The organism is Pleomorphochaeta sp. (assembly GCF_050031695.1).
GTDB lineage: Bacteria > Spirochaetota > Spirochaetia > Sphaerochaetales > Sphaerochaetaceae > Pleomorphochaeta.
This window is the reverse complement of sequence record NZ_JBNAIC010000053.1, coordinates 1-10,390: the sequence shown is the minus strand read 5'-3', so window position 1 is coordinate 10,390 and position 10,390 is coordinate 1. Positions and strand designations below refer to the sequence as shown.

General features: G+C 27.6%; 11 protein-coding genes. 9 read left to right on the top strand and 2 right to left on the bottom strand.

Annotated elements, in window-relative coordinates; translation table 11 throughout:
• Nucleotides 1-349 (top strand): glycerophosphodiester phosphodiesterase family protein (locus ACPKM0_RS09145; protein ID WP_472475317.1); only part of this gene is annotated, 349 nt, incomplete at its 5' end.
• Here ACPKM0_RS09145 and ACPKM0_RS09140 read toward each other — a convergent pair.
• Complete coding sequence (locus ACPKM0_RS09140; protein WP_472475316.1) at nt 342-1,370, bottom strand: LacI family DNA-binding transcriptional regulator; 1,029 nt, start codon at nt 1,368-1,370, stop codon at nt 342-344. The two genes, ACPKM0_RS09145 and ACPKM0_RS09140, sit on opposite strands and share 8 nt — an antisense overlap.
• Nucleotides 1,371-1,592: 222 nt before the next feature.
• Here ACPKM0_RS09140 and ACPKM0_RS09135 point away from each other — a divergent pair, with 222 nt between their 5' ends.
• From ACPKM0_RS09135 to ACPKM0_RS09100, 8 genes are all read left to right on the top strand, one after another.
• Entirely contained in the window at nt 1,593-2,861 is a 1,269-nt protein-coding gene (locus ACPKM0_RS09135) for an ABC transporter substrate-binding protein (protein ID WP_472475315.1), read from the top strand.
• Between the two features lie 64 nt (nt 2,862-2,925).
• The gene (locus ACPKM0_RS09130) at nt 2,926-3,810 is read left to right on the top strand and encodes a carbohydrate ABC transporter permease (protein WP_472475313.1); all 885 of its coding nucleotides are present in this window, start codon (nt 2,926-2,928) and stop codon (nt 3,808-3,810) included.
• Nucleotides 3,803-4,633 (top strand): carbohydrate ABC transporter permease, encoded by an 831-nt coding sequence (locus ACPKM0_RS09125; protein WP_472475312.1) that lies wholly within the window; start codon nt 3,803-3,805, stop codon nt 4,631-4,633. The genes ACPKM0_RS09130 and ACPKM0_RS09125 overlap by 8 nt, the downstream gene beginning before the upstream one ends.
• An 11-nt stretch (nt 4,634-4,644) precedes the next feature.
• On the top strand, nt 4,645-5,319 hold the full coding sequence (locus ACPKM0_RS09120) for a PIG-L deacetylase family protein (protein ID WP_472475310.1): 675 nt from the start codon (nt 4,645-4,647) through the stop codon (nt 5,317-5,319).
• A gap of 10 nt (nt 5,320-5,329) precedes the next feature.
• Nucleotides 5,330-6,496 (top strand): M20 metallopeptidase family protein, encoded by a 1,167-nt coding sequence (locus ACPKM0_RS09115; RefSeq protein ID WP_472475309.1) that lies wholly within the window; start codon nt 5,330-5,332, stop codon nt 6,494-6,496.
• Nucleotides 6,497-6,514: 18 nt separating this feature from the next.
• Entirely contained in the window at nt 6,515-7,882 is a 1,368-nt protein-coding gene (locus ACPKM0_RS09110; protein WP_472475308.1) for a family 4 glycosyl hydrolase, read from the top strand.
• 3 nt (nt 7,883-7,885) lie between these two features.
• Entirely contained in the window at nt 7,886-8,824 is a 939-nt protein-coding gene (locus ACPKM0_RS09105) for a carbohydrate kinase family protein (RefSeq protein ID WP_472475307.1), read from the top strand.
• Between the two features lie 17 nt (nt 8,825-8,841).
• A complete protein-coding gene (locus ACPKM0_RS09100; protein WP_472475306.1) occupies nt 8,842-10,080 on the top strand; it encodes an L-cysteine desulfidase family protein in 1,239 nt (412 codons plus the stop codon).
• 60 nt (nt 10,081-10,140) lie between these two features.
• On the opposite strand, the gene ACPKM0_RS09095 is transcribed toward ACPKM0_RS09100, so the two are convergent.
• A partial coding sequence (locus tag ACPKM0_RS09095; RefSeq protein ID WP_472475305.1) for a DUF4867 family protein occupies nt 10,141-10,390 on the bottom strand: 250 nt, incomplete at its 5' end.

Sequence of the window (10,390 nt, the reverse complement as noted above, 5' to 3'; positions counted from 1 at the left end):
TCATTTAAGTAATCTTCAAGCAATTAGAGAAAAAGCTCCAGATATTTTAACTAGTGTTACTACAAAAGAAGTTATTCCTTTATTATTAAAACAAAAATTAAATATATTACCTAAGAAATTAGCAGATAGGAAAATTATATTTCAAGTTCCTGTAGCTCAAGGTGTTATTAAAGTTATTACTCCACGTTTTATAAAAATGATGCATGAAAGAGGAGCCGTAATAATGGTTTGGACAATCAATGATGAAATGGAAATGGAAAGATTATTTAAGTTAGGAGTTGATTCCATTATGACTGATGATCCAACCACTGTAATTAAAGTTGCTAAAAGATTAAAAATAATTAGTTAATTTCTTTTACTGAACTTCTCTTGATAATAGAATAGGGTACAATAATTTTATTATCTTTTAAATCATATTTTTTATTATCAATTATATATTCTGGTTTATCATTTATAATTGATGCAACAGCTAATTTTCCAATAAGTTTAGCTGGCTGTGCTATAGTAGATAGAGCTGGCCTAAAAATTGATGATAAGAAAATATTATCAAACCCTAAAATTGAAATATCATCTGGAACAGAAAATCCATTATCCATTGCAGCATTTAGAGCTCCGATAGCCATTGTATCACTTGCTGCAAAAATAGCAGTAGGACGATTTTTTAAAGAAAATAATTCTTTAGCGTTTTGATATCCTGATTCATATGAAAAATCACCTATTTTGAAAAAGCTGTTATGAACTTGAAGATTATTATCTTTTAAAGCATCACAATACCCTTTATGACGAAGAAAGCCACTAGTGGTATCTTTATTCACACTTCCAATCATAGCAATATCTTTATGTCCATTATTAATTAAATATTTAACGGCTTCATATGCAGCTTTATAATCATCAATATTTATATTTATTGAATTATAACCTTTGATCATTATACTTGCTTGAATCACAGGAAATGTACAATTATTTAAAAGTTCAAGTATTTTGCTATTAACTTTCTCATGCATTAAAATTAGTCCACATATATACATTTCATTAAATAGTTTTAGATACTTGATTTCTTTTGCTAAATCTTCTTGAATACTACAAACAATAATATTGTAGCCATTTTTGCTAGCTTCTTCTTCAATTGTTGATATCATAGTTGAGTAATAATCATAACTTAAATCTGGAACAATAACTCCAATAAGTGTTGATTTTCTGCTAGCAAGACTTCTAGCAGCTTGGCTAGGTTGATATTCAAGTTCTTTTACAACTGATAAAACTTTTTTCTTTAATGAAGGACTAACTTTGGCTTGTCCGTTTAGAACTCTTGAAACTGTAGAAATAGAAACACCAGCTTTTTTTGCAACATCAGTTATTTTTGCTCCCATAAGCACCTCATTATCATTTTAACAATTTTATAATATCATAAAAGGAGTTATTTGTCTTATAAAATTGATAAATCAGAATTTAATAAAAAAAATAAATTATTTCTTGACAAAGAGAAATATGTAGTGCAATATTGTTATGAAAACGTTTTCAAGAAATTAAGAGAATATGGCTATTTTATGAAAACCTTTTCATAAAATATGTTAATAGAAAGGGAGATTTATATGAAAAAAGTAAAAAAGGTATTTTTGTTTCTTTTAATTAGTTTTTTTACAATTAGCTCTGTATTTGCAAATGGTGCAAAAGAAGAAACTGGTAAAAAAACTTTAACATTAAGTATTTGGGATGAAAATCAAAGACCAGCAATTCAACAAATTTTAGATGAATTTAATGCTCAAAATAATGATTATGAAGCTGTACTAGAATTGACACCTTGGAATTCATATTGGACAAAATTGGATGCAGCTGCAGGCGCAGGACAAGCTGCAGATGTATTTTGGATGAATGTTTATTTGCCAAAATATGTAGAAGGAAACGTTATGTTGCCTTTAGATGATTATGTAAAAGATTCGGGAATTAATTTAAATGATTATGTTGAAACAACTGTTAATATGTTTAAATATGACAACCATGTTTGGTGTTTACCAAAAGGTATGGATACTGTTGCAGTAGCTTTTAATAAAGAACTTTTTGATAAATATGATGTTGATTATCCGAAAACAGGATGGACTTGGGAAGATATGAAAGATACTGCTATGCAACTTAAAACTGCTATTTCTGCAGCAGGAGGATCAGAATACCCAATTTTAATGGAACTTGATGCTCAACCATCCCATTTTAATTTTGCTTATCAAACAGGTGGTTATGTAATTAGTTCAGATTATAAAAAATCAGGTTATAATCTAGATAGTACTGTGGAATCATATCAAAATGTTGTTGATTTATTTAATGAAGATTTATTAGCTCCATATACTGTTTTATCAGAAACTAAAGGTACAGATTTATTCTTATCTAAAAGAGGTGCAATAGTATTTATTGGATCTTGGCAAGCTTCTGTATTAGAAAATTCTTCAATAGCTAAAGAAGGTAATTTAGGCTTGATAACAATGCCATTACAAGAAAAAGATAATACTTCTGTTATTGGTGGCTTAGGATATGGCATATTTAAAAATACTAAATATCCTGAAGGAGCTTTTGAGCTAATCTCTTTCATAACTGGAGAAGTTGGGAATAAGATTCAAGGTGAAGCAGGTATTGATATTCCAGCATATAAGTCAGCTCAAGTTTATTATAAAGACCATTTTAAAAATATTAATGCTCAAGCTTTCTTTGATGCAGCAATTAATTCTGTTCCATTCCCTGCAGGTCCAGATATTAATGCTTGGCTTGGAATTATAAATGATAATGTTGCAAGAATTTATGCTCAAGAAATTTCCGCAAAAGAAGGTTGTGATATAATATATAAACAGATGCAACCAATCCTAGATAAGTAGTTTTATGTATATATTCCAGTATTAAATTACTGGAATATATAAAATATAGTTAAAGGTGGGGTATATGACTAGTAAAGAGAAGAAAGAAGCAAAAAGTGCTTACTTATTCATTTTACCATTATTGTTGGGCTTGTCTCTTTTTTATTTTTTTGCTTTTTTTCAAAACTTTGCATATAGTTTTACAAATTTATCATCGTTTGGAAAACCAGATTTTATTGGACTAGAAAATTATAAAAAACTATTTAGTGATGAGAAATTTATTATATCTTTGAAAAATACAATTATTTATGTATTGCTTGGCGTTCCTTTTGTTATTGTTTTCTCAACATTAACTGCAACATTTCTGAACTCAATTGGAAAATTTAAAACTTTTTTTAGAACAAGTTTATTTTTGCCTGCAGTTACAATGCCAGCAGCAATTGGATTGCTTTGGAGATGGTTATACAATTATGAATTTGGAATAATTAATTTTATTTTAGTTAAACTAGGTTTTGAAAAAATTGCTTGGTTATCTAATAATAATTTGGTACAAATATCAATTACTATTGTTTTGGTTTGGAGTATGGTAGCTATATATACAATAATAATTATGGCTGGGTTACAAAATATTTCAACAACATATTATGAGGCTGCAAAAATTGATGGAGCATCATCTATTAAGATTTTTTTTAGAATAACATTACCTTTATTGACTCCTACTTTATTTTTCTCAACAGTAATGACGACAATAGGAATTTTTCAAATTTTTGATTTTATTTTTCTTATGATTCAACCAACAGCACTTAGTTTAAGATATAGCATGTCATTGGTTTACTATTTTTATGATCGAGCCTTTATAGCCTTTGATAAAGGGTTTGCAGCTGCGATATCAATGGTTTTATTTTTTATAATTTTATTTGTGACAATAATTCAATTGAAATTTCAAAATAAGTGGGTGCATTATGAATAAAAAAATTAAAAATAATTCAAATATTTTTGTGTATTTGATTTTAATTATAGGGGTATTTATAACTGTTGCTCCATTTTTTTGGATGTTCTTAACTTCAATAAAAACTTTTGAAGAGGCAATTGCAATTCCTCCAATTATTTTTCCTAAAAAAACTCAGTGGATAAATTATTTAATAATTGCTGAAAAATTTCCTTTTGTTAGATTATATTTAAATACCATAGTAGTAATAGTATTTGTTATTATTGGGCAATTAATAATTACTTCTTTAGCTGCTTATGCATTCGCAAGATTAAAATTCCCTGGTAATAATATAATTTTTATTTTTGTTCTTGCTTTATTGATGTTACCAAGCCAAATATTTTTAATTCCTCATTACAATATTATGATTTGGTTAAAGAGCACTGATACAATAAGAGCTTTGATTTTACCTAATTTATTTAATGCGTTTGGAGTATTTATGCTTAGACAATTTTACTTAAGTATTCCAAAAACTTTAGATGAAGCTGCGACAATAGATGGTTGTTCTTATTTTAGAATTTATAGACAGATTTTATTACCATTATTAAAACCTGGATTGGTTTCATTGGCAATCATAACTGCATTGAATACTTGGAAAGCTTTAATGTGGCCATTAATTGTTAATAGATCTATTAATAAAATGACTTTGTCTGCAGGACTGGGTTTATTAATTGGTGAGCATACTACCTATTATGAACAAGTTATGGCGGGAGGTGTAATTTCTGTTTTTCCAATGTTAATAATATTTATGATTTTTCAAAAAAACATTGTTGAAGGAATTGCAAATACAGGTATTAAAAGTTAAGGGAGATTTATATGTTAGATATTTTGTTTATTGGGGCTCATCCAGATGATGAACAAGCTATAGCTGGAACATTATTATTAGCTAAAAAAGAAGGTTTAAAAACGGGTGCAATAATTTTAACTAAAGGTGAATCTGGAGGCTTTGCATCAAAAGAAACTAGGGTTAAAGAATTAAATCAAGCTGCAATTGTAATGGATTTAGATTATTTAAAGAACTTAGATTTTGAAGATAGTAATGTGGAGTTTTCTAGAGAAGCCGTGGATAAAATAATTCCTTATTTAGTAGAAACAAAGCCTAAGATTATAATTACAATACATCCTGATGATTATCATCCTGATCATTTAGCTGTATCAAAAATTGTTGACAGAACAGTTTTTGTTGCTGGATTAAAGAAATATATGGGAGATGAAACTTGGCATCCTTGTCAATTATTATATGTTTCTCTTGATTCCAGAACAAATGAAAAAAGGCCAGATATATTAATAAATATTGATGAAGTAATTTCTGAGAAAATAAAAAGTATGAAATGTTATAGGTCTCAACAAATTGATGAACATTTATTAATAGGTTGTAAAAATCTAGGGACTTTAGCTGGATGTGAATATGCAGAAGGTCTATATAATAGACAACCAATCGTTTTGGACAAAATCAATTCACTAATTACAAAAAAACAATATGGTAGATAGTTGGTATAACATGACTGATTTTAAAATTAATTCAGAACAAATAAAGAGTGCAATTGCGGATAGAAGATGGTTGCATGAAAATCCTGAATTAGGGTTTGACCTTCCCAAAACTACAAAATATATTATTTTTTATTTAGAGAAAAATAATATTAATTATAGTATTGATCAAGATAATATAATAAGTGTTAATTTTGGAAATAAAGGTAAAACTTTATTATTACGGGCTGATATGGATGCTTTACCGATAAAAGAAGAAAGCGGGTTAGAGTTTTCTTCAAAAAATGGTAATATGCATGCATGTGGGCATGATTTTCACAGCGCAATTTTATTAAATGTTGCAAAACTTCTTAAGCAAAAGGAACCTCTATTAAAAAATAAAGTTAAATTAATTTTTCAACCCGCTGAAGAAATAATTGAAGGTGGAAAGAAAGTTGTTGATAATGGTTATTTGGATGAAGTAGATAATGCAATAATGTTACATTTATATCCTTCTTTAGATGTAAAGGCTGGCACAATAATTATTCCTGAACCTGGAGCAAATACCCTTTCCACTGATTTTTTTAAAATAGAAGTAAATGGATCAGGGGGCCATGGAGCAATGCCCGAAAAAGCAATTGATCCAATAATTGTTGCATCTCATATAATTATCAATTTAATGAATATTTGTGAGCGAGAAATATCTTTTTTAAATCCAACATTAATTACCATCGGTAAAGTTATATCCGGTGAAAAAAGTAATATAATTGCATCAAAGGCTATAATTGAAGGTTCAATAAGAACTTTTGACGAACAAAATAAACCATTTATTTATTCGAGAATTAAAGATATTTCGAAATTCACGGCACAAACTTTTAGAGCAACAGCAGAGGCTGAAATTTTAAAAGGCTGCCAAAGTGTAGTTTCAGATAAATTGTTAATTGATAAGATAAAAGACCTATTTATAAGTGAAAATATTAAATTTGAAAATGCAATTAATTTATTTAATAAAGGTAAATTCATTTTTGGAGAAGACTTTTCATATTATTCAGCTAAAGTTCCTTCAGCAATATTTTTAGTAGCTGCAGGGCGAGAAGAAGATGGATTTAAATATCCATTACATAATCCAAAAGTTCTTTTTGATGAAAGCTTATTAGCAAATGCTATAAATGCTTTAATTGCTATTGCTTTAAATTATTGATTATTTTAGGAGAAAAAAATGAAATTAGCAGTTTTAGGTGGTGGTGGGGTACGTTCAATGTTTTTGGCAAAAAGTATCACTCAACGTGCTAAAGAATTAAATATAGACGAAATTGTATTTATGGATACAAATGAAGAGAAATTAAATATTTTTGGAAAAATGGCTCAAGAAGTGGCCAAAAGAATTGATAAAGATATTTTATTTACTCTTACTACAGATATAATTATAGCAGTAAAAAATGCAAAATACATTATAACTACTATCAGAGTTGGTGGTGATTTAAAGAGAATTGATGATGAATCAATTGCTCTAAATAATAATGTAATTGGGCAAGAGACAACAGGTGCTGCAGGTTTTTCTTTTGCTATGAGATCTGTTCCTGTTTTAGCAAGATATTGCGATTTAATAAAAAAATATTCACAAGAAGATGTTAAAGTTTTTAATTTTACAAATCCTGCAGGAGTAGTATCTCAAACTTTAAGGGATATGGGATATGAATTTACATATGGAATTTGTGATGCTCCAAGTGGTTTATTAAATGATTTTGCAAAAATTTATAATGTTTCACCTTCAAGTATAGTTGGAGAATGTTTTGGATTAAATCACTTATCTTTTTTTAATAGCATTAAAATTGATGGAAAGGAATATTTAGAAGATATAATTAATAATTCTAGAATATATGAAGAAAGTGAAATGAGATATTTTGATAAAAATATAACAAAACATTTTGGTTATATTATAAATGAATATTTGTATTATTTCTTCTATAGAGAACAAGCTTTAAACAATATTCTAACGTCTCCAAAAACAAGAGGACATTTAATTAATGATGTTAATATTGGATTAATTGAAGAATTAAAACAATATAATATTAGTAAGGATTTTGATGTTTGCTTAAAAATTTTTGAGAAATGGTATAATAAAAGAGAATCCGCTTACATGAAAAATGAAACAGGAATAACTAAAGAGAAAAAGCCTTTTAGATTTGATATATATTCTCCAGATTTAGGAGGATATGCAGGCGTTGCTTTAAATTTCATAAAGGCTATTGAAACTAAAAAAAGTATAAATATGATAATGTGTGTTCCAAATAATGGCTCAATAAAGGATTTGGAAGATTCTGATGTTGTTGAAATAACATGTACAATAGAAAATAATGATGTAATTAATCATAGGTTTTTAAATCTAAATGAAACTCTTTTGGCCTTAATTAAAAAAGTTAAAACATATGAAAGATTAGCTTCAAAAGCAATTCGCGAAAAGGATAAGCAGACTGCAATTGACTGTTTATTTTCACATCCTTTGGTTAATTCTTATTCTATTGCTACTAAGTTAGTTAATGAATATCTGGATTCAAATAAAGAATATATTAATGGTTGGGAGTAGAATATGAGTTTTGTTGCAAGTACTGGAATCATTAATGTTGATATACTATATGGAGATGTAAAAAATGTTCCAAAAGAAGGTACCGAAATATTTTCTAAAGCCTTTGATATACAGTTAGGTGGCGGTGCAGCTGCTACGATGATTAATTTATCTAGATTAAATGTTCCTGCTAAATTAATTACATTATTAGGAGAAGATACTTTATCATTATTAGTTAAAGAGCAACTTAATAATTATAAGCAACCCTATATTAATATTTATGAAGGTAGTGAAATGCCTTTAACTGTTACCTCTGTTGTAGTTACAAAAAAAGATAGAACCTTTATTTCTTATAGAAAAGATATTCCAATAACTGATGGAATGAAAGATAAAGTGTTTGATAATTGTAAGGGTGCAAAAATTATTCAAATGCAAGAAGGTTATGAGGATGTTTATATAAAATTGAAGAAAATATATCCCCAAACAATTTTTGTTTATGATACTGGATGGGTTGATCATTTAAGTATTGAAAAATTTGAAAAGTATTTAGAAATAGCAGATTATTTTACACCAAGTATCCCTGAAGCATTAAAAATTACTAATACTAAAAATATAATTGATGCAGCTAAAATTTTGCATAAATATTTTAAGAAAGTTATTATTAAATTAGATAATAAAGGCTGTTTTGTCAGCACAGATACAGAACAATATGTAGTTCCAGCATTAGATTGGATAAAGAAGGTTGATTCAACAGGTGCAGGAGATGCTTTTTTAAGTGGGTTTATTTATGGCCTTTTTTATAATAAAAATATTGCAGACTGTGTTATTTATGGAAATATTTCTGGGGGCTATTGCGTTAAAGATTTAGGCTGTTTAACTTCTTATCCTAGTGAGGTTGAGTTTGAAACAAATTATAAAATGATTAAGGATTTAATTGATTTTGATATTGAGAAATATCTATAATAAAAAAGGATTTGATTTTGAGTGATGAAAATAATAGAAAAATAATTGATATTCTTGAAAAGGAATTAGTTGTTGCATTAGGGTGTACAGAACCTGCATCAATTGCTTATGTTTCATCAATTGCACAGAAATATTTTAAAGGAACTATAAATAGAATAGAAATTGAATGCAGTACAAATATAATAAAGAATGTACATGGTGTATCTATTCCTAATACTAATAATAGGAAAGGCATAAAATATGCTGTAGCAGCAGGAATAATCGTAAATAATTGTTCAAAAAAATTGAAAATTCTCGATTCTTTAAATAGTTCTGATGTAAATCTTTTAGATGAATTCGTTAATACTAAAGATATAAAAATTATTAAATCAGATGAAAATGATGCTTTATTTATTAAGGTTAATTTATTGGGGTCTGGAGAAAAAGTTAGTGTTGAATTGAAGGGAGAGCATACAAATATAATCAAAATAATTAAGAATGATATTATAATTTTTGAGAAAAATAATGATGAATTATTATCTGATAAAAAATATGATTTAAATTTTGATGAAATATATGATTTCGTGAATAATCTCGATTCAACATTAATTCCAAGTTGTATTGAAAATCAAGTATATCTTAATTACGATATAGGGAAATGGGGTTTATTAAATAATAAAGAAATTAATATTGGCCAATATTTTGTTCATGAAAATTTTGATGTTGCTATTACGGCTTCTGCTAGTGAAGCTAGAATGTCAGGGTGTGATATGCCTGTTATAATTAATAGTGGATCAGGCAATCAAGGATTAATAGTTTCTTTACCAATTATAAGTTATGCTAAACGAAATAATATTGATCAAGAGGTTTTATATAGAGCCATAATGCTTTCTAATTTATTGGCGATTTGGCAAAAACAAGAGTTTAATAAACTTTCTGCATTTTGTGGGGCTGTAAATGCCGCAGCAGCAACAGGTGCCGCTATAACTTGGTTAAGAGGTGGTAATAAAAATCAAATTAAGTCTTGCATAAATAATACTCTAGCATCTATTGCAGGAATCTATTGTGATGGCGCAAAAGTCTCTTGTGCTTTTAAAGTTGCTATTAGTGTAGAAAATGCAATTTTAGCTAGTTCTATGGTAATGAATAATAAAGTTTTCCATAGTGGCGAAGGACTTATTAAAGCAACTGTTGAAGAAACAATTCATAACACGGCTTCAATAGTAAATAAATGTTCAAACTTAGACAATTTAATTTTAGATGCAATTTTAAATTAAATAATAAGTCTTTTTCATTAAAAATATTAACAGTCTCATTACTGAGACTGTTAATTTATATTAAATGTTTAAACAAAAGTTGTCTCCAATTATATTAGCTTTGACGCCTTGTTTTGTTAGATTTTCTGCTTCTTTATGACAAATAATATATTTATTCTTCTTTAGAAGCAGTGAATCCAAGTAGTTTTCTGGTTTTGTTGTATTTTCTTCAAGGTCTGTATTGGTTTGATCACTTAAAATAATCATAGTTTTAAAGCCTGTTTTTTCTGTTTTGCATGGAGAAAAATGCAATGTGTCATTATATAATAAT

Coding starts and splice junctions, on each gene's coding strand:
- ACPKM0_RS09105 (WP_472475307.1), top strand. CDS start 7,886: ATGAGTTTTGTTGCAAGTACTGGAATCATTAATGTTGATATACTATAT.
- ACPKM0_RS09130 (WP_472475313.1), top strand. CDS start 2,926: ATGACTAGTAAAGAGAAGAAAGAAGCAAAAAGTGCTTACTTATTCATT.
- ACPKM0_RS09140 (WP_472475316.1), bottom strand. CDS start 1,370: ATGGGAGCAAAAATAACTGATGTTGCAAAAAAAGCTGGTGTTTCTATT.
- ACPKM0_RS09115 (WP_472475309.1), top strand. CDS start 5,330: ATGACTGATTTTAAAATTAATTCAGAACAAATAAAGAGTGCAATTGCG.
- ACPKM0_RS09135 (WP_472475315.1), top strand. CDS start 1,593: ATGAAAAAAGTAAAAAAGGTATTTTTGTTTCTTTTAATTAGTTTTTTT.
- ACPKM0_RS09110 (WP_472475308.1), top strand. CDS start 6,515: ATGAAATTAGCAGTTTTAGGTGGTGGTGGGGTACGTTCAATGTTTTTG.
- ACPKM0_RS09125 (WP_472475312.1), top strand. CDS start 3,803: ATGAATAAAAAAATTAAAAATAATTCAAATATTTTTGTGTATTTGATT.
- ACPKM0_RS09120 (WP_472475310.1), top strand. CDS start 4,645: ATGTTAGATATTTTGTTTATTGGGGCTCATCCAGATGATGAACAAGCT.